A 21,184-nucleotide genomic window follows, 5' to 3' on the forward strand; every position below is an offset into this window, starting at 1 on the left:
CCGGAAGGCACTGAAATGGTGATGCCGGGCGACAACCTGAAGTTCGAAGTCGAACTGATTGCGCCGATCGCGATGGAAGAAAAACTGCGCTTCGCCATCCGTGAAGGCGGCCGTACCGTCGGCGCCGGCGTCGTCTCGAAAATCATCGAATAATCTTTCCCATCGGGAAAGAAGAAAGGGCCGCCTTCGGGCGGCCCTTTTGCTTTTGCGTACCTTCCACAAGCCGGGCTTGGCAAAACAAAAAGCCCGCCTCATTCCTGAGGCGGGCTTTTGAATTCAGAGCGTAACGGCGCTTAGACGGCGCGTTTGAGGCTTTCTTCCAAGTAGATCTCGCGCAGGCGCTTGGCCACGCGGCCCACTTTGCCATCCGCCACGGCGACGCCATCCACTTCCACCACCGGCATCACAAAGGCCGAGGCAGAGGTGAAGAACGCTTCATCGGCTTCTTGCGCTTCGGCGATGGTGAAGGGACGCTCTTCGATTTCCATCTGCGCTTCCGCCGCATAGGTCAGCAGCGAGGCGCGGGTGATGCCGTGCAAGATATCGGTAGACAGTTGCCGGGTGATGATCTTGTTGCCTTTGACGATATAGACGTTGTTGGACGACCCTTCGGTCACCGCGCCATCTTCCACAAACCACGCATCGTTCTTGCCCGCGGCTTCGGCGGCCATTTTCGCCATCGACGGGTAAAGCAGTTGCACGGTTTTGATATCGCGGCGATGCCAGCGCAAATCGGGCAACGAGATCACTTTGATCCCGACCTCGGCTTTCGGGTCATTGGCGAGGTTCGGCTTGGCTTGGGTGTAAAGCACCACAGTCGGCGGCGTGCCTTCCGGCGGGTAGTGGAAATCCCGGTCGCCCGCATTGCCACGGCTGACTTGAAGATAGACCAGCCCTTCGTCGATATTGTTGCGTGCCACCAATTCGTGGTGGATGGCGAGCCATTCTTCGCGGGTCAGCGCACAGGTCATTTCCAGCTCGCGCATCGAGCGCTCCAGCCGGGTCATGAGGCCTTCAAATTCCAAGATCTTGCCGCCCAGAACCGAGGTCACTTCATAAACCGCGTCGCCCATCACGAACCCACGGTCGAAGATCGAAATCTTCGCCTCTTCCTCCGGCATATACTCGCCATTCAGGTAAACGATCCGGCTCATCGCGCTCTCCTTTTAGCCCCAAAGTTCGGCTTCGGGGGGGTAAACCATGCCGTCCGCATATTTCAGCGGGCTTTCGCGGTCTTGCGCCAGCAAAAGCGGCCCGTCAAGGTCGGTATAGGCCGCGCCTTGCGCCACCAGCGTCGCAGGGGCCATCGCAAGGCTTGAGCCCACCATGCAGCCGACCATCACGCCGTAGCCCTCAGCCAGTGCCTGCTGGCGCAACGCGAACGCTTCGGTCAGGCCGCCGGTCTTGTCTAGCTTGATGTTCACAAGATCGTATTTGCCTTTCAGACCGGGCAAGCTTTTGCGGTCATGGCAGCTTTCATCGGCACAGACCGGCACCGGGCGATTGAGGCCCAAAAGCGCCTCGTCTTCGCTTGCGGGCAGCGGTTGTTCCACCATCGCCACACCAAGGCGCAAAAGATGCGGCGCCAGATCCGAATAGACCTCGGCGCTCCAGCCCTCGTTCGCATCGACGACGATCTTGGCCTTGGGCGCGCCCGCGCGCACCGCTTCCAGGCGCGGCATATCATCGGGCGTGCCGAGTTTGATTTTGAGAATCGGACGATGCGCATTTTTCGCGGCAGAGGCTTGCATCGCGGCCGGTTCGGCAAGCGAAAGCGTGTAGCAGGTGACTTCCGGCCCCGGCGCGGTCAGCCCCGCCAGCTCCCAAACCCGTTTGCCTGCGGCTTTCGCCTCCAGATCCCAAAGCGCGCAATCCACCGCGTTGCGTGCAGCCCCCGGCGGCAGCGCATATTGCAAATCTTCGCGCGAGATATTGGCGGGCAGCCCCTCAATCTGCGCGGTCACGCTTTCAAGGCTTTCGCCATAGCGCGCATAAGGCACGCATTCGCCCCAACCTGCCACAGCACCGCGAAGCACACGCACTGTCAGCACCTTGGCCTCGGTGCGGCTACCGCGGGAAATGGTGAAAACTTCGGCCAGCCGGAATGTATCCGCCGTTACGGAGATCATGCCCTGCCCTTTCTTTTATTCGTCATCGGCGTGCCAAAGCCTTGGCCTTGGCACGCGGTGCAGGGTTTCAGATCGCGGCGAGCGCGTCCACCAGCTTTGCGGCCCCAAAGCGGAACGGGTCGGTGGTGGGCAGGCCCATCTCTGCCTCGACCTTGGCGATATAGGCCCGCGCTTCAGCTTCGGGCATGTTTTGCGTGTTGATCGAGATCCCAACCACTTGGCAGGCCGGGTTGCCCACCTTGGCAATTTGCAGCGCCAGATCGCGCAGCGCATCCAGCACCGGCAGGCTGTAGCCCGGCAGGCCACGCATATGCGCACGGGTAGGTTCATGGCACAGCACCAGCGCATCGGGCTGACCGCCGTGAATGAGCGCCATCGTCACCCCGGAATAGCTAACGTGGAAGAGGCTGCCTTGCCCTTCGATCAGATCCCAGTGATCCGCGTCATTGTCAGGCGTCAGCCATTCGATCGAGCCCGCCATGAAATCGGCCACCACCGCATCAAGCGGCACGCCATCGCCGGTGATCAAGATACCGGTCTGACCGGTGGCGCGAAAATCGGCGTTCATACCGCGCTCGCGCATCTCACGCTCCATGCAAAGCGCGGTATACATTTTGCCGACCGAGCAATCGGTCCCCACGGCCAGAAGCCGCTTGCCGCTGCGCTTCACGCCATTGGCGATCGGGTAATCCACTTCGGGCACGCGCACATCATGCAAAGACCGACCGCAAGCTTCGGCAACGGCCACCAGATCGGGCTCGTCACGCAGAAGGTTGTGCAGGCCAGAAGCCAGGTCAAAACCTTCTTCCAGCGCCGCGACCAATTCCTTTTTCCACGCTTGCGAGATAACCCCACCGCGGTTCGCCACGCCGATCACCAGCGTTTTGCAGCCCGCGGCCTTTGCCTCTTCCAGCGTCATATCGGGCAGGCCCAGATCGGCCTTGCAGCCCTCCATCCGGAACTGGCCTACGGCGAATTCAGGCCGCCAATCTTTGATGCCCTGCGCCACCTTAGCGGCGAGTTGGTCCGGCGCATCGCCAAGGAAAAGCAGATAGGGGGTCTCGATCAGCGACATAGGAGGCTCCGCAGGTTCGGGGAAAGGATTTCGCCGAAAATCGCGAGTTTCTCGGCAAATTTCCTTAGTATCTTGCGGCCATTTGGCGCTTTTAGATCACACTTCTTCCGGCAATTGCCGATTTGCTCGAAGATTCTTGCGCCTTTTCAAGCTGCTGCAAAATTCATCACCGTTTCGGCGCATAGTTTCTGCGACTGCAAAATAACCTTGCATATGGCCGCGCAACATTATACCGAAAACACAACAAATCACGAAACATACTTGCCGAGGGAATTCATGAGCTTCCGCGTCCAGCCCGCCGCCCCTGCCCGTCCCAACCGCTGCCAATTGTTTGGCCCCGGCTCGCGCCCGGCGATCTTTGAGAAAATGGCGGCTTCGGCAGCGGATGTGATCAACCTCGACCTTGAGGATTCGGTCGCCCCCGATGATAAGGCGCAAGCGCGCCGCAATATCATCGAAGCCTCCCACAACGTCGATTGGAACACCAAGTATCTTTCGGTGCGGATCAACGGGCTTGATACGCCCTATTGGTATCGTGACGTTGTGGAGCTTCTTGAAGAAGGTTCTGAGCGGATCGACCAGATCATGATCCCGAAAGTGGGCTGCGCGGCCGATGTTTATGCCGTGGATGCGCTGGTGAGCGCGATTGAAGCCGCCAAGGGCCGCAAGAAACGCATCAGCCTTGAGGTGATCATCGAATCAGCCGCTGGCATTGCTCATGTGGAAGAAATCGCAGCCTCCAGCCCCCGCCTGCAGGCGATGAGCCTTGGCGCGGCGGATTTTGCCGCCTCGATGGGGATGGCGACCACCGGCATCGGTGGCACGCAAGAAAACTATTACATGCTGCGCGAAGGGGCTAAATACTGGTCCGACCCGTGGCATTGGGCGCAGGCCGCGATTGTGGCCGCTTGCCGGACGCATGGCATCTTGCCCGTCGATGGCCCGTTTGGCGATTTCTCGGATGATGAAGGCTTCCGCGCGCAAGCGCTGCGCTCGGCCACTTTGGGCATGGTCGGCAAATGGGCGATCCACCCGAAACAGGTCACTTTGGCCAATGATGTCTTCACGCCGTCGGATGAAGCGGTGGCCGAAGCACGCGAAATTTTGGCCGCGATGGAGAAGGCCAAAGCCGAAGGCGCCGGGGCAACCGTTTACAAGGGCCGTTTGGTCGATATTGCTTCCATTCGGCAGGCAGAAGTTATTGTCAGACAGTCGGAAATGATTAAAGCTTGAGCGTGATGTAAACGATTCGTGACACGAATCGTTTCGAATCCCGGAGCGGCAGGGAGGGGAGGCCCGGCTGCATGAGGGAACAGGAACGCCCCGGTCCGTCGGCCGGGGCGTTTCGGTTGACACCGATTGCCGCAGGCATCCGTCAGAACCCTTCGCTTCCCCCCGCGTCAGTTGCAAATCCCCTTTCGCGCGGTCATATAAGCGCAGACTGCGTCACGGAGGGGCTGATGACCACCTATCTCGAGTTCGAAAAACCGCTCGCCGAAATTGAAGGCAAGGCGGAGGAATTGCGCGCAATGGCGCGGGCGAACCCGGGCATGGATGTCGAAAAGGAAGCCGCTGCGCTGGATAAAAAAGCGGCGCAGATGCTGACGGACCTCTACAAAGACCTCACGCCTTGGCGCAAATGCCAAGTCGCCCGGCACCCGGACCGCCCGCATTGCCGCGATTATATCGACGCGCTCTTCACCGAATACACGCCGCTTGCGGGCGACCGGAACTTTGCCGATGACCATGCGGTGATGGGCGGGCTTGCGCGCTTTGACGACCGCCCGGTGATGGTGATCGGCCATGAGAAGGGCCACGACACCGCGAGCCGCATCACCCACAACTTTGGCATGGCGCGGCCCGAGGGCTACCGCAAAGCGATCCGCTTGATGGATATGGCCGATCGGTTCAATCTGCCCGTCATCACGCTCGTTGACACCCCCGGTGCCTATCCGGGCAAAGGCGCGGAAGAGCGCGGCCAAGCCGAAGCGATTGCACGCTCAACCGAGCAATGCCTCAAGCTCGGCGTGCCGCTGATTTCGGTGATCATTGGCGAAGGCGGTTCTGGTGGCGCGGTGGCTTTTGCCACGGCGAACCGGATCGCGATGCTCGAACATTCGGTCTATTCGGTGATCTCGCCCGAGGGCTGCGCCTCGATCTTGTGGAAAGACGCCGAAAAAATGCGTGAAGCAGCCGAAGCGCTGCGGCTCACCGCGCAAGACCTCAAAAAATTGGGTGTGATTGACCGGATCATTCCGGAACCGAAAGGTGGCGCGCAACGTGACCGTCTGGCCACCATCACCGCAGTTGGCCATGAAATCGGCAAGATGCTGGACGAGCTTTCGGGCAAGAAACGTGCAGGCCTGATTTCGGACCGCCGCAAGAAATTCATCGAAATGGGCTCGAAAGGGTTGGCGGCCTAAACCGCCCTCCCCGACCTCAAGCGACTTTGAATCCCGCCTCGGCCATCAAACGGTCCGAGGCGGTTTCAATTTCAGCCTCGATCTTTTTCATGTAATCGCCGATCTGAAGCCCCGGCTCGATCTCGGGCAGAAACTCCACAATCGCCACACCCGGCTTGCGCAAAATGCCGTGGCGCGGCCAAAACACGCCCACATTGGTCGCCGCAGGCACGCAGGTCAGGCCAAGGTCGGTGTAAAGCGCGCCCGCACCAATTTTATAGGGCTTCTTCGCCCCCGCCGCGACGCGGGTGCCTTGCGCGAAAATCACCAACTGCCCGCCCGCGAAACGCGCATTTTTCGCTTGTGCCAGCATCGCCTTGATCGCCGCGCCGCGCTTGCCCCGATCCACCGGGATGCAGCCAATCAGGTAAGCATACCAGCCGACAAACGGGGTCCAGACCAGCTCCTTTTTCATGATGAACTTGCCACGCGGAATGGCAGCGTAAATCATCAGAATATCCAGAAAGCTCTGGTGTTTGGCGGCAATCAACACATCGCCTTTCGGGATCGGACCACGGACTTCGGTTTTCAGCCCCACGGCCCAGCCCGCCGACCAGCAGACCCATTTGCAATAGCCCCGGCACACATGAATGGCGGCGCGGCGTCCACCGATCAGCGCATAGGGCAGCCCGCCCACCGCAAAGACGGCAAGCATCACATACATCTGCACGATGAAGAAGATGGAGCGGAGGTATTGCACGACGATCATCAGCGAATTCCCTTGAGCATGCGCAAAGCGGCGGCGCGGGTGGCACCGTAGGCCACTACCGCGGCCAGCACCGGAAGCGCAAGCGGCCAAAGCCAGCCGGTGCCGGTAAAGCCCAGCCCGGTCAAAAAGCCGCCAGCGGCATCGGCCGCAGGCAAAAGCGCCACCGCGCCCATGCCAAGCCCCGTGCCCAAAGCCGCGCCAACAAAGCCACGTTGCGTAAAGCGGCGCACGAAGGCGCGGGCAATAAAGGCATCCTGCGCCCCCACCAAGCGGAGGGTGCGAATCACCTGCCCGTTCGCGGCCAAAGCGGCCTGCGCGGCGAGCGTGATCATCCCCGCCATCGCGCCGCCAATCAGCACGAGCGACAACCAACCAAGCCAGCGCAGCTTATCGGCCGCAGCCACCAACGGGCGGCGCCAACGGGTGTGATCATCCAACACGGCGCCCGGGGCTTCTGCCGCAAGCCGCAACCGCAGCCCCTCGACATCAATGCCTTGCGCCGTTTCGACCAATTCCACCAATTGCGGCAGTGGCAAATCCTCGACCGGAAGATCGGGGCCAAACCACGGGTCCAAAAGATCGCGCATCTCGTCATCTTCCAAGGGGCGATAGCTTTTCACCCCCGGCGTCGTGGCCAGCGCATCCAATACGGCGCGCGTCTGCACCTCCATCTGCTCGGGCGGGGCCGAGATGCGGATGGTGGCAGAGCGCGCCAAAGCATCGGCCCAACGGTCCGCCAGACGCCCAGATGCCAAGGAAAGCGCCAGCGCAAAGACAGCCAAAAACGCCATCGCAGCAGCGGTCAGAACCGTCAGATTGGCCGTAAAGCCTGTGGGCGGCACCACCCGATCGGCCGAGGACAATTCACGAGAAAACGGGTTCAACCGCATCACAAATCCGCCCCAGCCAGTTGCAACCGCCGATTGGCAATGCGCAAAACCCGAGCGGAAACCTGCGCCTTCGCCTGCCGGATCAGGTTCAGATCGTGTGTGGCGATCACCACCGTTTTGCCCATTTTGTTCAGCTCAACCAAAAGGTTAAGCAGCCGCAAAGACATTTCCCAATCAAGGTTGCCGGTGGGTTCATCGGCGACGATCACCTCGGGCGACATGATGATGGCACGCGCAAGTGCCGCGCGCTGGCGTTCCCCGCCCGAAAGCTGCGGCGGCAGCGCGTTCATCTGCGCCTTCAGCCCAACCCACGACAGAAGCTCCACCAATTCGCGCCCATCAATCGGCTTGCCTGCAACGGTGAGCGGCAGCGCCACATTTTCCGCAACCGAGAGGTGATCAAGGAACTGACAATCTTGGTGCACGACCCCAATGCGCTGGCGCATCTGGGCAATGTCATCGCGGCTCATGGTGCGCGCATCTTGGCCGTAAAGCCCAAGAAAACCAGACGATGGCAGGAGTTCTGCATAGCAAAGTTTTAGGAAGGTGGTTTTGCCCGCGCCCGAAGGCCCGGTCAGAAAATGGAACGACCCCGGCACGAGTTTGAGCGACATCTCTGCCAGCAACTCGGTTCCGCCATATCCTACAGCGACATCTTGCAGCTCGATCACTGCCGGCCCCTTCTTGTGGCACCTGTTGCCAGATGCGTGCAAATATACGCAAACGCTTGGAGTTTTTCACCGGGCTTGCTACAACATATATATAGAAAAGGCCAGAATGGCCAAGGCAGGACGAGGCTAGGAACGCATGCGGCTCATCTGTCCGAGATGCGGTGCACAATATGAGGTAGATGACTCCGTCATCCCTGAAGCCGGGCGCGATGTGCAGTGCTCTGGTTGTGGTCAGACGTGGTTCCAGCCCAGTGCAAAAATGATTGCTGCCGAAGAGGCTCGACGCGAGGACGCGCAGGGCGCCCCCGAAGGCTGGGACGTGGCTGAAGAACCGGTTCCCCAGCCCGTTATCGAGGCGCCGCCAGAGCCCGCACCAAGCGCAGTTCCAGAACCCGCGCCAAGCCCGGAACCGTCCCCGCCTGAGCCTGTGCCCGAGGAAGCCTCGATCTTTGAGGCTGCCGAAAGCCCCGAAGAAGAGGAAGACGCGGTCGACTGGAGCGAGCCGTTCGACATGGAAGAAGATGTCGAACCTGAGCCCTCCGAATTGCCGCCAGTGACCACACCCGTCATTCCGCGAGCGCCAACGCCCGAAGTTCAGGCAGAGGCTGAGGAAAACATCGGGGAAGATTCGGCAGAGGCAGCGATTGCAGCGCTGATGCAAGCGGAGCAGGCCCCGCAAGAAGAGCCAATCGCAGAGGTGACCGCTGCGCCAGAGCCGCCCCCTGCGCCCGAGGAAGACTATCTCGAACCGGACGCTTCAGAACCGCTCCTCAGCGCCGAGCGCAGCGAGGTTGGGCCTGCGCCACGCGTGGGTGTCGTGCCACGTCGCGCGCTGGACGAGAACCTTCTAGCGATCTTGCGCGAAGAGGCCGAGCGCGAAGCCGCGGCGCGTCAGGCGGAGGGCCAAAGCCTCGAAACGCAAGAAGAAATGAACCTTGCACCACGTGCAGAAAAGCCTGCCGCACAGCCCGCGCGCACGGCCGACGTGATGCCCCGGCGCGTGGCCCCGACGACGCCTGCGCCCAAACCAAAGCCGAAATTTGAGCCGGTGGTCGAAATGCCGAAACCACCGCCGCGACCCACAGCGCCTGCGGCGCGTCAGACGCTCGATTTCAGCGATCTGTCGAGCGCGGACTCTGACGAGGAAGAACGCGCCGCCGATCTGACGGAAGGCCCGGTGCAAGAACCCGGTGCCCGCGCCGCCAAGCGCCTCCCCGATATTGACGAGATCAATTCTACTTTACGCGCCAGCGCGGATCGCACTGGCGACCTCGCCGCCAAAGGCACCCCGCAGATGCGCGCCGAAACCCGCTCCGGTTTCCGAACCGGGTTCTTGTCGGTGGTCATTGTGGTCGCCGCACTGGTTGCGCTTTATATCTTTGCACCGCGTATTGGGGCGGCCGTTCCCGCACTTTTGCCCGTACTCGAAACCTATGTCGCCATGGCCGATACCGCGCGGCTGTTGTTGGACGGGCTCTTGCGGATGCTGATCGTGAAACTGCAAGCTGCTGGGGGCTAAGCCTCCGCCCCTCAATCATTATCTCGCTAACGCCTGCGGCGTGTCTTAACGCGGCCCGAAAGTGTCGAGCAGGCGGCGCAGGTAATCGCGCTCGGCTTCGGGGCGCTGACGTTCCGCAGTGCGACGACGAATTTCATCCAGCAAATCGCGCGCCCGGCGATACACATCTTCGCCCTGCAACAGGTTACTATCCGAGCCAATCCGGCTGCCTTCGCCCACCGCCCGTCCAAGCGGGTCACGCGGCAATTCACGCGTGCCTTGACCGCCCATCGGGTCACCGCCGCGCTGCTCGCCCAGATTGCCTTCCCCGCGCGATCGTTCGCCGCGCTCCTCCGCAAAGGCCTCGCCCAACCGCCGCATACCTTCGCGCAAGGCTTCAATCGCGTCGGCCTGCCCATCCAGCGCGCGGCCCAGTTGGCCATCGCGCAAGGCCTCTTCGGCCTCTTCCATCGCGCGGCCTGCTTCATCCAGCGCTTGCCGCCCCGCCTCCGCCGCGTCGCCGCCAAGGCGCGGCATCAGACCTTTTTGCCGCTCCAACTCACGACGAAGCGCGCGTTGACGCGCCGCCAAATCTTCCCCTGCCTCGTCACCCGGTTGCGCCTCGCCGTTTGGCGACATGTCTTGCCCGCCTTGACCACCCTGCCCCGCCTCAGGCGGGCGCTGCATTTGCCGGAAGGCCTCGTCTGACAGGTCTTGCTGTTCGCGCAGCGTCTCGCCCAAGTCCTTCATCGTCTGCCCACCGGGCATATCGCCTGCCCCACCTTGGCCTTGGGTAACGCGCATGTTCTCCATCATCCGCGCCAGTTGATCGAGAAGTTCTTGCGCCTCGGCCATCCGGCCTTCCTCCATCAGTTTTTGGATCTCATCCATCAACTGTTGGATCTGGTCGCCGGTGATCTGCTGGCTTGGCTGTTGCTGGCCAAATTGCGGCCCTTCGTCTTGCTGGCTACGTTCCGCCAACATTTGCAGGTAGCGATCCGTCGCCTCTTTCAACTCCTGCATCAGCTTGTCGATTTCGTCTTTCGAGGCGCCATTGCGGATCGCCTCGCTCAGCCGTTCTTGGGCCTGCTGCATCGCCGCCAAAGCATCCGCCAAGCCACCATCTTCCAGGAGCTCCGCCATATCCCACAAGAGCTTGGCCACAGCATCGCGCGCCTCTGGCGTGAGCGAGGCCGCTTCGATCTGCTCCACCACGCCTTGCAGAATTTCCACCATTTCCGGTGCCGGGAACAGATCGTCTGAACGGTTGAGCACGGCGCGCAACACTTGGGCAGAGCGCACCGCATTCTCGCGCGACCACAACAAATCGCGGCGCAATTCAATCAGCGCGGCGGCGCGCGGGTCAAAGAACCGCCGCCCCGGCAGTTCAAACGACTGTTCGCCGCTGCTGCCCATCTGGCCGCGCCCATCTTCGACCTCTAGCGTCAGTTTGACGGGCAGGTTCGCCCAAGGATGCTCCGACACATCCTCGATCAGCATTTCAGAGAAATCGGCGCGCGAGCCGCTGATCGGTAGCGGCAGGTCAAACACCAAATCATCGCGTGGCTCGGGGTCTATCGCGAGCCCGTAGCGGCGATCCATCGCGCCCAGATCGAGGCTGATCCGCGCCTGCCCGTGCACGACGCCATAATCGTCAAAGGCATGGAAAGGTTGCGCCATCTTGCCATCGGCCCGGCGCTCGGCAAGCGCGGGCAATTCCACCTCCGGCGCGTTATCCGAGAGAACGATCACCTGAAAGAGCCGCCCCATCGGCCCACCAACATCAATCACCCCCGAACGTTCGGCGATAAAGTCATGGCTTTGCACAGCCGGGTTTTCGTCCCTTTCCGGCGTGGCAGCAGGGCTCGACACGGTCTCCGAAAATGGCACCGATCCGGGCGGACCATAAAAGCGAAACGCGAGTTTCGTGCCCTCGGGCAAATAAAGGTCGTCGCCCTCAAACCCGTTGAGATAAAGCCCGGGGCGGCCTGTGTAGCGTGGCGGCTCGGCCCAGCCTTCCCATGTGGGACCCATCGCAGCAATCGCCGCACCGGGGCCGCCAAGGCGCTGCTGAGGCGAGAAGATGCCCGCCGGATTGCCAAAAACGAGCGCCATCACCAACGCCGTGAGTGCCGAAAGCCGCAAGGCAAAGGGGTCGCGGGGCGAAAGGTCTGGGTCTGGCGTTGGCGCGCGCGCGGCAGCGGCAGCCGCGGCCATGCGGCCCCGGTGCGCCGCCCAAAGCGCACGGCTTGCCGGATCGGCCGCGCCAAGCGCCAAATCATCGGTCAATGCAGCCAGCGGGCGACCGGGCAGCGTGGCATCAAGCCGTGCCACGGCCTCATCCCGGCTTGGCCAACGAAATCCGCGTAACCCCGGCGCACCCAATACAATCAGCACAAAGATCACCACACCCGTGGCAATCGCCAAATCATCGGGTGTCAGATACCGCAGCGCACCAAAAGACAGCGCCGCAAAAGCGAAGGCCAAGAAGGTCAGCACCGGCCAGAAGGCGCGCGCCAACCGCTCCAACACCAAACCGACCCGTGTCCACAAAAGCGGACGGGCCAGCGGGGCGAGCGGGTCGCCCGGAAGGGGCGGCGGCTTCGTCATGCAACCTTTCCGGGCCCTGCGGTTAGATTAGAGCCACACCGGAATGCTATCGCGGGCGAGCATTTCCTCAAAGCTCGGTCTTTGCCGAATGACCGCAAAGTGATCCCCTTCGACCAAAACTTCGGGAATCAGCGGGCGGGAATTGTATTCCGACGCCATCACCGCGCCATAAGCGCCCGCCGAACGGAAGGCGACCAAGTCCCCCTCGCCCATCGGCGTCAGGTTACGGCCTTTGGCAAAGGTATCGCCCGTTTCGCAAACGGGGCCCACAACATCAAAGGCGGCGGGTTCGGTGCCCGGTTCCGCCTCGATCACCGGCACAATGTCATGATGCGCGCCATACATCGAAGGGCGCACCAAATCATTCATCGCGGCATCAAGGATCAGGAAGTTCCGCCCCTCCCCTTCTTTGACATAAATGACCGACGAGACCATCAGCCCCGCATTGCCCGAAATCAGCCGCCCCGGCTCGATCTCGATCTCGCAGCCCAAATCGCCAAGAACGCGTTTGATCATCGCACCATATTCGACGGGCAACGGCGGCGCTTCGTTTGAGCGGGTATAGGGAATGCCCAAGCCACCGCCCAGATCAAGGCGGCGAATGTCATGCCCATCTTCGCGCAAAGCAAGGGTCAGTTCTCGCACTTTGGTGAAGGCGGCTTCAAAAGGCTCCAACTCGGTCAGCTGGCTGCCGATATGCACATCGACGCCCACCACCGCGATGCCCGGCAGTTTTGCCGCTTCGGAATAAACCGCGCGAGCCTTGGCAATCGGAATGCCGAATTTGTTTTCCGATTTGCCGGTGGCGATTTTTTCATGCGTTTTCGCATCAACATCGGGGTTCACGCGCAAAGCGATCGGCGCGACCACGCCCAAAGCGCTTGCCACCTCGGAAATCGCGCGCAGTTCCGGCTCGCTTTCGACGTTGAACTGACGAATGCCGCCCGTCAGCGCAAGCGTGATTTCTTCGCGGGTTTTGCCAACGCCGGAAAAGACGATCCGCTCGCCCGGCACGCCAGCAGCTTTGGCACGGCGATATTCGCCGCCCGAAACCACATCCATCCCCGCGCCCAGATTGCCGAGCAGTTTCAACACCGCGAGGTTGGAGTTCGATTTGATCGCGAAGCACACCAGATGGTCGGTGCACTCAAGCGCGGCATCAAACAGTTGGAAATGCCGCGTCAGCGTGGCGGCGGAATAGACATAGAAAGGCGTGCCCACGGCGGCGGCAATCTCGGGGATTGCCACATCTTCGGCATGCAGCACGCCATCTTTGTATAGAAAATGATCCATCGCGCCCTCGGTTCTGTTTCGCGCTTCCTAGCGCTTCACAGCCTGCAAGGAAAGCGGCGCGGAAGGTGGAGGGCCAGAATCCGACAGATCAAAATCCAGCGGCGATACCAAGCCAACCGATCTTGGTGCCGACATAGCCGCCGCCCGAACTGTTCACGCCGACCCGCACAGGCCCCACCCCGGTAGAGGCCGAGGTGGTCACCTCGCCCGAAGGGTCGGCATAAACATTGGCGCGCGGGCTCGAACAGGCACCGAGCGCCAGCACCATAAGCCCAATCAGCCCCGCGCCCTTCACAGGCTGCCCGTCACGCCAAAGCTGACCTCGCCCGAAACCGGGGAAACGGGGGCTTCGGTCACGGCACTTGGCGGCTGCGGCGGGCCGCCCACACCGCAGGCGGCCAAACTGGCCAAGGCAAGGCTCAGCAAAATCAGACGCATCTTTCCCTCCGGCCTCAGCCCAGAAGTTCCTTCCAGCGGGCCACTTGCGCGCGCACTTGGTCGGGCGCGGTGCCGCCATAAGATTGGCGCGAGGCGACCGAGTTGTGAACCCCAAGCACGTCATAAACGCTATCATTAAGCGCCGGATGCACCGATTGCATGTCTTCGAGCGTCAAATCGGGCAAATCACAGCCTTTGCCTTCGGCCATTGCCACCAGCGTGCCGGTCACGTGGTGGGCATCGCGGAACGGCAGCCCCGCTTCGCGCACCAGCCAATCGGCCAAATCGGTCGCGGTGGAAAAGCCATTTGCGGCGGCGGCTTCCAGCTTATCGGTGTTCACCGTCAGATCGGCGATCATGCCCGTCATCGCGGCAAGCGCCAGCATCAGCGTATCGGCAGCATCAAAGACCTGCTCTTTGTCTTCTTGCATGTCTTTGGAATAGGCGAGCGGCAGGCCCTTCATCACGGTGAACAGCGCCACCGTCGCCCCCATGATGCGCCCGATTTTCGCGCGGATCAGTTCGGCGGCATCAGGGTTGCGCTTTTGCGGCATGATCGACGAGCCCGTCGACCATTTGTCCGACATCGCCACGAAACGGAATTGGGCCGAGGACCAGATCACCAATTCTTCCGCCAAACGGCTCAGGTGCACGGCGCAGATCGCCGAGGCCGAAAGGAATTCGAGCGCGAAATCACGGTCTGACACCGCATCAAGGCTGTTCGCGGTCGGGCGATCAAAGCCCAAAGCCTCTGCCGTCATATGACGGTCAATGGCAAAACCGGTGCCTGCAAGCGCCGCAGAGCCCAAGGGGCATTCGTTCATCCGCTTGCGCGCATCTTCAAAACGCGATCGGTCACGGGCGAACATTTCGACATAAGCCATCATGTGATGGCCCCATGTCACCGGCTGCGCGGTTTGCAGGTGCGTAAAGCCCGGCATCACCCAATCGGCGCCTTGTTCGGCCTGCGCGACCATGACCTTCATCAACGCCGTCAGCGAGGCAATCGCCGCATCAGCCTGATCACGCACCCAAAGCCGGAAATCGGTCGCCACTTGGTCATTGCGCGAGCGCGCCGTGTGTAGCCGCCCAGCTGGTTCGCCGATAATCTCTTTCAGCCGCGCCTCCACATTCATGTGAATATCTTCCAGCGCGGTCGAAAACGGGAAATCGCCGCCCTCGATCTCTGACAAGACCGTGAGCAGGCCTTCCCCGATCGCTTCAGCGTCTTTATTGCTGAGGATGCCCGTCGCCGCCAACATGGCCGCATGGGCCCGGCTGCCGCGAATATCCTGCGCGTAAAGTCGCTTGTCGAACGAGATCGAGGCGTTGATCGCCTCCATGATCGCGTCCGGGCCAGCGGCAAAGCGCCCGCCCCACATGGCGTTGGAGGATTTCGTGTCGTCGGTCATCGTCTGGCCCTTTGTCGGAGGCAACATGCTGCGGTTGATCGTCCTTTATACGGCACTGGCGCTTTGCGCAAATGGCGCGGCTGCCGCAGACTTGGCCAGCCTGCGCGAGGGCGAGATGAAAAAGGTGGTTGTGTTCAGCCAAAGGCTCGCCCCACCCGAGATCCCATTTGTGAATGAATTGGGCGAAAGCCGCACCTTGGCGGATTACCGCGGCAAGGTGGTGCTGTTGAACCTTTGGGCGACATGGTGTGCGCCGTGCCGCAAAGAAATGCCCGATCTCGAGGCTTTGGCAGCCGCCGAGTCGGGCGATGATTTTGAGGTTTTGACGGTGGCGGCCAGTTCGCGCGACACACAGCGCAAAGTGGCGAGCTTTTTTGAGCGCGCCGAGGTCACGCACCTGCCCCGCTTCATCGACGAGACAGAACGGCTCAGCCGCGCGCTTGGCCTGCCCGGCCTGCCAGCGACACTGTTGATCGACCGCGAAGGGCAGATTGTGGCGCAATTGCTGGGGCCGGCCGATTGGTCCAGCCCCGAAGCGAAAGCGATGATCAACGCTTTGCGGAGCGAATAGGGGCGAAGCGACTAAGCTTCGCGCACCGCGCGTTACGGCTCGCTGCGCAAGAACAGGTTCATCGCCGAACCAATTTCTTCCGACAGGCGCATGATCGATTCGAGACGTTTTTTGATGTCATCGTGGAAGATGTCGAGTTGGTCGATCGTCGAGGAAAGCCCCCCGCTGGTTTCACGCATCCGCCCGCACTCAACGCGACCCAAAACCCGAATCGTATCAAGACCCAGCATCTGACGGCGAATCTCGGCACTCGAACGGCTTAGCCCCTCGGCATGGCCCACAGCCTGCTCCATCGCATCGCGCGTGGACCGACGGGTATCCATTTCAAGCTGACGCAGCATCGCGCGCTCTTGATCCCAGTCGATCCCTTCAACCGGATCCGCATCTGCGAAGTTCTCGTTCATCTCGGCAAGAACCCGGTTCGACCCCATCAGGAACAAGGCGCGCGCCGCCTGACGCGAGACCCGATCGCAGAGGTTGTCACGCCCCGCCACGAAGCTACGAAGGCGTTCGGAAATCACCATCGAAGACGCTTTGTAATTTTCCGAAATTGCCGAAACAGGCCCGCCCGAGGGCTCCAACCGCGAGGCAACAATGCGCATGTTGTTCGGAATAGATTGCAATGCTTCGAAGCTGCGCAAGAGTTTCATCTGTTCTTGCGTCACGCGTTCGAGCGATTTGTTCATGTCGATCAGGCGCGTGGTGCGCGGGTCCGCCGGGCGGCCCAGCTTTTTGTCGCGCGCCGCAAGTTCTTGCCCCAAGGCAAAAGCCATGTAGCTGGTATAGCTCGAAAAACCCTCATCCGCCGCGACTTTGCGCAGCAAATCTGCGCTCACTTCCGGATCGAGGTTTTCTGCCCGCTCGCGCGTCGAGATGCGGGTGTAGGTATCGCGGATACGATCAAACAGCGGGGTCGAAGGCTTGAGCCGCACCGAAAGAAACCCGTCTTCAACCGGCATCAGCACCGCAAAGACCCAGTAATGCTCTCCGTCACGGGTGCGGTTCTTCACATAGGCGCCCATCGGGTGGCCCGCGCCCAAGGCGCTCCACAAAATACGAAACACACCGCGCGGCGTATCGGGGTGGCGCACAATTTTGTGCGGCGCGCCCAAAAGCTTCTCCCACGAAAAGCCAGAGACGCGATGAAACACTTGGTTGCCTGCGCGAATGATGCCGCGGCTATCTGTCCGCGAATAGAAGAGTTCATCAAACCCAAAGTGGGTTTCACCTTCTTGCACGCGGGAAAGGTCGGTCTGCTCGGTCATGATCATCCTGAAGGCAAATAGGTCACGCGGGAAACACGGGGTGTGCGCCCTCTGTTTACCCTGACAGCGTTACCGAGCGGTTTACCCGCCCCGGAAATGCGACCTGTTCGCTAAAATCTTCATGATTAACCAAACATGACAAAGCTGGCCGAGCTTAATCTGTTCTTAGCCCAAATTGCCGATCCTGTGTCGGACCTGCAAGGAGTGGATAATGCCTAAGCGCCCAGTTTCGCTGCGAGACCCGATTGCGACCGCCGATAGCAATCCGCTGGCTTTCGCTGTTTCCCAACGGGACCGCGAAACCCTTTCTATGGTTGCCCGCGCGATCGAGCGGCGCGATGTGGTGCTCGCCTTCCAACCCGTGGTGCAGACCTCGCGCCCAGACAAACCGGCCTTCTACGAAGGGCTGATCCGGGTGCTGGATGACACGGGGCGCGTGATTCCCGCCAAGGATTTCATCGAAACCATCGAAACCACCGAACTGGGCCGGAAGATCGACTGTCTCACCTTGGAAATGGGGCTGATGTCGCTGGCCGAAGATCATGAACTGCGGCTTTCGGTGAACATGTCGGCGCGCTCGATCGGCTGGCCGGAATGGACGAAAACCCTGCAGCGTGGTTTGGCCGCCGACGAGACTGTGGCAGAGCGGCTGATTCTAGAAATCACCGAAAGCTCGGCCATGGCGATGCCGGAACTTGTTTCGGTCTTCATGCAAGACATGCAGTTGAAGGGCGTTTCCTTTGCGCTGGATGATTTCGGCGCGGGCTACACCTCGTTTCGCTACCTGCGCGAGTTCTACTTCGACATTCTCAAGATTGATGGCCAATTCATCACCGGCATTGCCCGCAATCGCGACAATCAGGTGCTGACGCAGGCGCTCATGTCGATTGCGCAGCATTTTGAGATGTTCACCGTTGCCGAAGCGGTCGAAAGCGCCGAAGATGCGGCATGGCTCGCCCATGCAGGGATCGATTGCATGCAGGGCTATTACTTCGGCGCGCCAACGATCATGCCGCCGTGGAAAGCCCCGGCGACAAAGCAGGCGCAAGGTTAAGCGCCGGCGGAAGTAGCTTTCGCCGCGCGCAATAAAATTGCGCGATCGAGCAAAAATATTCCCAAATCTGCTTGACCTGACCTTTCCTTCGGGCATGCTGCACAGCGGCAATGGGCGCAGAGCGCCCGTAATCCTGTGAGGAGGGGAATTTTCATGACCAATGTCGTCATCGTGTCGGCGGCGCGTACCGCCGTGGGCAGCTTCAACGGCGCTTTCGCCAATACGCCGGCGCATGATCTGGGCGCTGCGGTGATCGAAGCGGTGGTCGCACGCGCCGGAATCGACAAAGCCGAGGTGTCGGAAACGATTCTGGGCCAAGTGCTTTCGGCCGGTCAGGGGCAAAACCCGGCACGCCAAGCGCATATCAAAGCGGGCCTGCCGATCGAATCGGCCGCTTGGGGCATCAACCAAGTCTGTGGCTCGGGCCTGCGCACCGTCGCGCTTGGCGCGCAGCACATCATGCTCGGCGACGCCAATATCGTGATCGCGGGCGGGCAAGAGAACATGTCGCTTAGCCCCCATGTCGCGCATCTGCGCGCGGGCACGAAAATGGGCGACATGAAGATGATCGATTCGATGATCAAAGACGGCTTGTGGGATGCGTTTAACGGCTACCACATGGGCCAAACCGCCGAGAACGTGGCCGCCCAATGGGAAATCACCCGTGAGATGCAGGACGAATTCGCACTGGCCTCGCAAAACAAAGCGGAAGCCGCTCAAAAAGCTGGCAAATTTGTCGATGAAATCGCACCCTTCACGGTGAAAACCCGCAAAGGCGATATCGTCGTCGATGCCGATGAATACATCCGCCACGGCGCCACCATCGAATCGATGCAAAAACTCCGCCCCGCCTTCATCAAAGAAGGCACCGTCACCGCGGGCAATGCCTCGGGCATCAACGATGGCGCCGCGATGGTGCTTTTGATGACCGAAGAAGAAGCCGCCAAACGCGGCCTGACCCCGATGGCGCGGATTGCCTCTTACGCCACCGCCGGGCTTGACCCGTCGATCATGGGCTGTGGCCCGATCCCGTCGTCGCGCAAGGCGCTGGAAAAAGCCGGTTGGAACGCCGCTGATCTTGACCTGATCGAAGCGAACGAAGCCTTTGCCGCGCAGGCCTGCGCCGTCAACAAAGACATGGGCTGGGATACGTCGAAGGTGAACGTCAACGGCGGCGCCATCGCCATCGGTCACCCGATCGGCGCTTCGGGCTGCCGGATCCTGAACACGCTTGTCTTTGAGATGAAACGTTCGGGTGCTAAAAAGGGCTTGGCCACTTTGTGCATCGGCGGCGGCATGGGCGTTGCCATGTGTCTTGAAGGGCTCTGATTTCGCCCCTGCGACATCTTTTTTTCTGCAAATGCGAAAAACAGGCGCGCAACATTGTTGCGCGCTTTGTTTATTTTCGGTAACAGCATTTCAACGGGAGATTTTGATTAGGAGGAATCATGTCCAGGGTTGCACTTGTCACCGGTGGCACGCGGGGGATTGGCGCTGCGATTTCGATGGCGCTGAAAGAGGCGGGCTACACCGTCGTGGCCAACTACGCTGGCAATGACGAGGCCGCGCGCGAGTTTTCGCATGTCACCGGCATCAAGACCTACAAATGGTCGGTGGCCGATTACACCGCTTGCGAAGATGGCATCCGCCAGATCGAAGAAGAGGTCGGCCCGATTGACGTGCTTGTGAACAATGCGGGCATCACCCGCGATGCGCCGTTCCACAAAATGAGCCGCGAGCAATGGGACCAAGTGATCGGCACCAACCTGAGCGGCATTTTCAACATGACCCACCCGCTGTGGCCGGGCATGCGCGAGCGTAAATTTGGCCGGATCATCAACATCTCGTCGATCAACGGGCAAAAAGGTCAGTTCGGTCAGGTGAACTATTCGGCGGCGAAAGCGGGCGACATCGGCTTCACCAAAGCGCTGGCGCAAGAAGGTGCGCGCTCAGGCATCACCGTGAACGCGATCTGCCCGGGCTATATCGCCACGGAAATGGTGATGGCTGTGCCGGAAAAGGTCCGCGAATCGATCATCTCGACGATCCCGGTGGGCCGTCTGGGTGAGCCGGATGAAATCGCGCGTACCGTGGTCTTCTTGGCCTCGGATCAAGCGGGCTTCATCACCGGCGCGACGATGACGGTGAACGGCGGCCAATATCTGACCTGATCGGAATTGCCCTTGGCAAATCATGCAGAGGTCCGCATTTTGCGGGCCTCTTTGCATGTGAGGGCAGATGTCGCGCAATCAGGCCAGTTTGATCGGCTTTTCCGCTGTGGCGCTTTGGGCGCTTTTGGCGCTGTTCACCGTGGGTTCGGCCCCGGTGCCTCCATTGCAGCTCAATGCGATCTGCTTTGCTCTTGGCGGGGCAATTGGCGTGGTCTGGGTCGGTGCAACTGATGGCTTTGGCGTGCTGCGGCGTATTTCGTGGAAGGTCTATGCTTTCGGCACGGTCGGGCTCTTTGGCTATCACTTCCTCTATTTCTCGGCGCTGCGCCTTGCGCCCCCGGCTGAGGCGAGCCTGATTGCCTATCTTTGGCCGCTCTTGATCGTGGTCTTTTCTGGCCTGTTGCCCGGGGAACGGTTGCGCGCCTTGCATGTGATCGGCGCGGTTGTCTCGTTCGCCGGTGCGGCACTGATTGTGGCGCGGGGCGGCATCTCTGCCTCAAGCGCGGCACTGCCGGGTTACGGCATCGCGCTGCTTTGCGCGCTGACATGGTCGAGCTATTCGCTGATTTCGCGTCGTTTGGGCGCGGTGCCCACAGCGGCGGTCGCCGTTTACTGTTTGGCCACGGCGGTGCTGTCAGGCTTTGCCCATCTGGCCTTTGAAACCACCGTTTGGCCGGAAACCACACTTGGCTGGGGGTCTGTTATCGCGCTCGGCCTCGGCCCGGTTGGGCTTGCCTTCTACACATGGGATATTGGCGTGAAGCGCGGCGATATTCAGATGCTGGGCACCACCTCTTATGCGGCCCCGCTTCTGTCCACCCTGATCATGATCGCGGCAAAAAAAGCGGCGGCAAGCCCGGTATTGGTGCTTGCCGCCGCGATGATTGCCGCTGGCGCTTTTCTGGCTGCTTTGGGAAGCCGTAAGCGCTAGAGCCC

At 60.9% G+C, this 21,184-nt stretch carries 20 protein-coding genes and 2 pseudogenes; 10 read left to right on the plus strand and 12 right to left on the minus strand.

Going from position 1 to position 21,184, the window contains the following annotated elements; translation table 11 throughout:
• Positions 1 to 153: pseudogene (tuf, locus tag CRO18_RS14715) on the plus strand (elongation factor Tu); the annotation flags it as partial.
• A 140-nt stretch (positions 154 to 293) separates the two neighbouring features.
• Here tuf and CRO18_RS14720 read toward each other — a convergent pair.
• From CRO18_RS14720 to dgcN, 3 genes are all read right to left on the minus strand, one after another.
• Positions 294 to 1,154, minus strand: coding sequence for a D-amino-acid transaminase (locus CRO18_RS14720; RefSeq protein ID WP_097082704.1), 861 nt, complete (start codon positions 1,152 to 1,154; stop codon positions 294 to 296).
• Between the two features lie 12 nt (positions 1,155 to 1,166).
• Positions 1,167 to 2,129 (minus strand): N-acetyl-D-Glu racemase DgcA, encoded by a 963-nt coding sequence (gene dgcA / locus CRO18_RS14725; protein WP_097082705.1) that lies wholly within the window; start codon positions 2,127 to 2,129, stop codon positions 1,167 to 1,169.
• A 67-nt stretch (positions 2,130 to 2,196) separates the two neighbouring features.
• On the minus strand, positions 2,197 to 3,198 hold the full coding sequence (gene dgcN / locus CRO18_RS14730; protein ID WP_097082798.1) for an N-acetyltransferase DgcN: 1,002 nt from the start codon (positions 3,196 to 3,198) through the stop codon (positions 2,197 to 2,199).
• Positions 3,199 to 3,480: 282 nt separating this feature from the next.
• Here dgcN and CRO18_RS14735 point away from each other — a divergent pair, with 282 nt between their 5' ends.
• The gene (locus CRO18_RS14735) at positions 3,481 to 4,437 is read left to right on the plus strand and encodes an L-malyl-CoA/beta-methylmalyl-CoA lyase (protein ID WP_097082799.1); all 957 of its coding nucleotides are present in this window, start codon (positions 3,481 to 3,483) and stop codon (positions 4,435 to 4,437) included.
• Positions 4,438 to 4,664: 227 nt separating this feature from the next.
• Positions 4,665 to 5,627, plus strand: coding sequence for an acetyl-CoA carboxylase carboxyltransferase subunit alpha (locus tag CRO18_RS14740; RefSeq protein ID WP_076486208.1), 963 nt, complete (start codon positions 4,665 to 4,667; stop codon positions 5,625 to 5,627).
• Between the two features lie 16 nt (positions 5,628 to 5,643).
• Here CRO18_RS14740 and CRO18_RS14745 read toward each other — a convergent pair whose 3' ends face one another.
• The 3 genes from CRO18_RS14745 to CRO18_RS14755 are packed head-to-tail and all read right to left on the minus strand — an operon-like array spanning position 5,644 to position 7,936.
• Entirely contained in the window at positions 5,644 to 6,375 is a 732-nt protein-coding gene (locus tag CRO18_RS14745) for a 1-acyl-sn-glycerol-3-phosphate acyltransferase (protein ID WP_097082706.1), read from the minus strand.
• Positions 6,375 to 7,265 (minus strand): ABC transporter permease, encoded by an 891-nt coding sequence (locus CRO18_RS14750; protein WP_097082707.1) that lies wholly within the window; start codon positions 7,263 to 7,265, stop codon positions 6,375 to 6,377. The genes CRO18_RS14745 and CRO18_RS14750 overlap by 1 nt, the downstream gene beginning before the upstream one ends.
• The gene (locus tag CRO18_RS14755; protein ID WP_076486205.1) at positions 7,265 to 7,936 is read right to left on the minus strand and encodes a cell division ATP-binding protein FtsE; all 672 of its coding nucleotides are present in this window, start codon (positions 7,934 to 7,936) and stop codon (positions 7,265 to 7,267) included. The genes CRO18_RS14750 and CRO18_RS14755 overlap by 1 nt, the downstream gene beginning before the upstream one ends.
• 136 nt (positions 7,937 to 8,072) lie before the next feature.
• On the opposite strand from CRO18_RS14755, the pseudogene CRO18_RS19175 reads away from it, so the two are divergent.
• Positions 8,073 to 8,168 (plus strand): annotated as a pseudogene (locus CRO18_RS19175) (zinc-ribbon domain-containing protein); the annotation flags it as partial.
• A gap of 27 nt (positions 8,169 to 8,195) precedes the next feature.
• Positions 8,196 to 9,455: a hypothetical protein gene (locus CRO18_RS14760; RefSeq protein ID WP_170952695.1), complete on the plus strand. Its 1,260-nt coding sequence runs from the start codon at positions 8,196 to 8,198 to the stop codon at positions 9,453 to 9,455.
• A gap of 45 nt (positions 9,456 to 9,500) precedes the next feature.
• On the opposite strand, the gene CRO18_RS14765 is transcribed toward CRO18_RS14760, so the two are convergent.
• The 5 genes from CRO18_RS14765 to argH form a co-directional block, all read right to left on the minus strand.
• Entirely contained in the window at positions 9,501 to 12,044 is a 2,544-nt protein-coding gene (locus CRO18_RS14765) for a DUF4175 domain-containing protein (protein WP_097082709.1), read from the minus strand.
• A gap of 27 nt (positions 12,045 to 12,071) precedes the next feature.
• Positions 12,072 to 13,337 (minus strand): diaminopimelate decarboxylase, encoded by a 1,266-nt coding sequence (gene lysA, locus CRO18_RS14770; RefSeq protein WP_097082710.1) that lies wholly within the window; start codon positions 13,335 to 13,337, stop codon positions 12,072 to 12,074.
• An 88-nt stretch (positions 13,338 to 13,425) separates the two neighbouring features.
• Complete coding sequence (locus CRO18_RS14775) at positions 13,426 to 13,632, minus strand: hypothetical protein (protein ID WP_097082711.1); 207 nt, start codon at positions 13,630 to 13,632, stop codon at positions 13,426 to 13,428.
• Positions 13,629 to 13,775 carry a hypothetical protein gene (locus CRO18_RS18895; protein ID WP_170952698.1) on the minus strand — a complete coding sequence of 49 codons (147 nt, stop codon included), beginning with the start codon at positions 13,773 to 13,775 and terminating at the stop codon, positions 13,629 to 13,631. The genes CRO18_RS14775 and CRO18_RS18895 overlap by 4 nt, the downstream gene beginning before the upstream one ends.
• A 14-nt stretch (positions 13,776 to 13,789) precedes the next feature.
• Positions 13,790 to 15,187 (minus strand): argininosuccinate lyase, encoded by a 1,398-nt coding sequence (argH, locus tag CRO18_RS14780; RefSeq protein WP_097082712.1) that lies wholly within the window; start codon positions 15,185 to 15,187, stop codon positions 13,790 to 13,792.
• Here argH and CRO18_RS14785 point away from each other — a divergent pair.
• Positions 15,174 to 15,758: a TlpA disulfide reductase family protein gene (locus CRO18_RS14785; RefSeq protein ID WP_245826592.1), complete on the plus strand. Its 585-nt coding sequence runs from the start codon at positions 15,174 to 15,176 to the stop codon at positions 15,756 to 15,758. The two genes, argH and CRO18_RS14785, sit on opposite strands and share 14 nt — an antisense overlap.
• Positions 15,759 to 15,790: 32 nt before the next feature.
• On the opposite strand, the gene CRO18_RS14790 is transcribed toward CRO18_RS14785, so the two are convergent.
• Entirely contained in the window at positions 15,791 to 17,023 is a 1,233-nt protein-coding gene (locus CRO18_RS14790) for a PAS domain-containing protein (RefSeq protein WP_097082713.1), read from the minus strand.
• Positions 17,024 to 17,234: 211 nt separating this feature from the next.
• Here CRO18_RS14790 and CRO18_RS14795 point away from each other — a divergent pair, with 211 nt between their 5' ends.
• The 4 genes from CRO18_RS14795 to CRO18_RS14810 all read left to right on the plus strand — a co-directional run bounded on the left by CRO18_RS14795 (position 17,235) and on the right by CRO18_RS14810 (position 21,179).
• Complete coding sequence (locus tag CRO18_RS14795; protein ID WP_076486198.1) at positions 17,235 to 18,077, plus strand: EAL domain-containing protein; 843 nt, start codon at positions 17,235 to 17,237, stop codon at positions 18,075 to 18,077.
• Between the two features lie 153 nt (positions 18,078 to 18,230).
• Entirely contained in the window at positions 18,231 to 19,406 is a 1,176-nt protein-coding gene (locus tag CRO18_RS14800) for an acetyl-CoA C-acetyltransferase (protein WP_076486197.1), read from the plus strand.
• 119 nt (positions 19,407 to 19,525) lie between these two features.
• Positions 19,526 to 20,248 (plus strand): beta-ketoacyl-ACP reductase, encoded by a 723-nt coding sequence (locus CRO18_RS14805; protein ID WP_076486196.1) that lies wholly within the window; start codon positions 19,526 to 19,528, stop codon positions 20,246 to 20,248.
• 67 nt (positions 20,249 to 20,315) lie between these two features.
• Positions 20,316 to 21,179, plus strand: a complete 864-nt coding sequence (locus CRO18_RS14810; RefSeq protein ID WP_097082714.1) for a DMT family transporter — start codon at positions 20,316 to 20,318, stop codon at positions 21,177 to 21,179.
• The last annotated feature ends 5 nt before the right edge of the window (positions 21,180 to 21,184 follow it).

This window comes from Rhodobacter sp. JA431, assembly GCF_900217725.1.
GTDB lineage: Bacteria > Pseudomonadota > Alphaproteobacteria > Rhodobacterales > Rhodobacteraceae > Rhodobacter > Rhodobacter aestuarii.

Excerpts from the sequence above, each read along its gene's own strand:
- CRO18_RS14795 (WP_076486198.1), top strand. The coding sequence starts at position 17,235 with ATGCCTAAGCGCCCAGTTTCGCTGCGAGACCCGATTGCGACCGCCGAT.
- lysA (WP_097082710.1), bottom strand. The coding sequence starts at position 13,337 with ATGGATCATTTTCTATACAAAGATGGCGTGCTGCATGCCGAAGATGTG.
- dgcA (WP_097082705.1), bottom strand. The coding sequence starts at position 2,129 with ATGATCTCCGTAACGGCGGATACATTCCGGCTGGCCGAAGTTTTCACC.
- CRO18_RS14765 (WP_097082709.1), bottom strand. The coding sequence starts at position 12,044 with ATGACGAAGCCGCCGCCCCTTCCGGGCGACCCGCTCGCCCCGCTGGCC.
- CRO18_RS14720 (WP_097082704.1), bottom strand. The coding sequence starts at position 1,154 with ATGAGCCGGATCGTTTACCTGAATGGCGAGTATATGCCGGAGGAAGAG.
- CRO18_RS14750 (WP_097082707.1), bottom strand. The coding sequence starts at position 7,265 with ATGCGGTTGAACCCGTTTTCTCGTGAATTGTCCTCGGCCGATCGGGTG.
- CRO18_RS14735 (WP_097082799.1), top strand. The coding sequence starts at position 3,481 with ATGAGCTTCCGCGTCCAGCCCGCCGCCCCTGCCCGTCCCAACCGCTGC.
- CRO18_RS14745 (WP_097082706.1), bottom strand. The coding sequence starts at position 6,375 with ATGATCGTCGTGCAATACCTCCGCTCCATCTTCTTCATCGTGCAGATG.
- CRO18_RS14790 (WP_097082713.1), bottom strand. The coding sequence starts at position 17,023 with ATGACCGAGCAGACCGACCTTTCCCGCGTGCAAGAAGGTGAAACCCAC.
- CRO18_RS14800 (WP_076486197.1), top strand. The coding sequence starts at position 18,231 with ATGACCAATGTCGTCATCGTGTCGGCGGCGCGTACCGCCGTGGGCAGC.
- CRO18_RS18895 (WP_170952698.1), bottom strand. The coding sequence starts at position 13,775 with ATGCGTCTGATTTTGCTGAGCCTTGCCTTGGCCAGTTTGGCCGCCTGC.
- CRO18_RS14740 (WP_076486208.1), top strand. The coding sequence starts at position 4,665 with ATGACCACCTATCTCGAGTTCGAAAAACCGCTCGCCGAAATTGAAGGC.
- CRO18_RS14805 (WP_076486196.1), top strand. The coding sequence starts at position 19,526 with ATGTCCAGGGTTGCACTTGTCACCGGTGGCACGCGGGGGATTGGCGCT.
- CRO18_RS14760 (WP_170952695.1), top strand. The coding sequence starts at position 8,196 with ATGATTGCTGCCGAAGAGGCTCGACGCGAGGACGCGCAGGGCGCCCCC.
- CRO18_RS14810 (WP_097082714.1), top strand. The coding sequence starts at position 20,316 with ATGTCGCGCAATCAGGCCAGTTTGATCGGCTTTTCCGCTGTGGCGCTT.
- argH (WP_097082712.1), bottom strand. The coding sequence starts at position 15,187 with ATGACCGACGACACGAAATCCTCCAACGCCATGTGGGGCGGGCGCTTT.